Source organism: aff. Roholtiella sp. LEGE 12411, from assembly GCF_015206995.1.
Lineage (GTDB): Bacteria > Cyanobacteriota > Cyanobacteriia > Cyanobacteriales > Nostocaceae > Komarekiella.
This window is the reverse complement of the sequence record NZ_JADEXR010000337.1, coordinates 1-1,003: the sequence shown is the minus strand read 5'-3', so window position 1 is coordinate 1,003 and position 1,003 is coordinate 1. Positions and strand designations below refer to the sequence as shown.

The following is a 1,003-nucleotide window of genomic DNA, read 5'->3' as shown; positions in this document are numbered from 1 at the left end:
GCCTTCTTCTTCGCTCTATGCTGTTTTCGGGCGCACCTGTCCCATCATTGCCATCAATTTCTTTCGCGCCATCCACAAATTCGACAGCGCAAACAGCGTGACGATCTGCGCGGTGTTCTTGACCAAACCACGATACCTGACCTTGACGTAGCCAAACTGGCGCTTAACGACACGAAACGGATGTTCGACTTTGGCTCTGATGCTGGCCTTGCTGTGCTCTTGCTCTTTGGCCTTGTCTTTGGCTTTGCCATCGGACAGCTTGGCAATCTGGCTGGGGCGGGCGGCAATGTGCCACTCAATCGTTGGATCATCGACTCGGGCTGGTGCGCCCAAATAACCTGAATCCGCCCAAACTTGCTTTTCCTTGCCATGCAGCAGATCGGCCACATGTTCAACGTCGTGCTCGTTGGCCGCGCTGGTGGCAACCGTATGAGTCAGGCCGCTGTCCGCATCCACGCCGATATGGGCTTTCATGCCAAAGTGCCACTGGTTGCCTTTCTTGGTCTGCATCATCTGTGGATCACGCTGGCCTGAGACGTTCTTGGTGGAGCTGGGCGCGGCGATGATGGTGGCATCGACGATGGAGCCTTGCTTGAGAATCAAGCCCTGCTTAGTCAAATAGCGGTTGACCGTGGCAAAGATGTCGTCGGCCAGATCGTTGGCCTCCAGCAGGTGGCGAAAGTTCAGGATGGTGCTCTCATCGGGGATGGGTTGATTCAGGCTCAAACCAGCAAAGCTGCGCAGTGAAGCTATCTCGTACAAGTCTTCTTCCATGCGAGGGTCAGACAAGGAGAACCAGTTTTGCATCAAATGGATACGCAGCATGGTGGCCAGTGCATAGGGTCTGCGCCCGCGCCCAGCTTCTGGATAGAAGGGCTCGATGACTGCAAGCAACGCCTTCCATGGCACGACTTGCTCCATCTCATCGAGAAAGACTTCGCGGCGGGTCTTTTTCTTCTTTCCCGCGTATTCGGCATCTGCAAAACTGATTTGACTCATGCTT

The 1,003-nt window shown here is 54.9% G+C and carries 1 protein-coding gene; it reads right to left on the bottom strand.

What is annotated here, in order from left to right:
• Positions 1 to 15: 15 nt before the first annotated feature.
• Complete coding sequence (locus IQ246_RS29790; protein WP_194006873.1) at positions 16 to 999, bottom strand: IS5 family transposase; 984 nt, start codon at positions 997 to 999, stop codon at positions 16 to 18.
• Between the last annotated feature and the right edge of the window lie 4 nt (positions 1,000 to 1,003).

What these genes read in the sequence shown, in the direction of transcription:
- IQ246_RS29790 (WP_194006873.1), bottom strand. Translation starts at nt 999, where the DNA reads ATGAGTCAAATCAGTTTTGCAGATGCCGAATACGCGGGAAAGAAGAAA.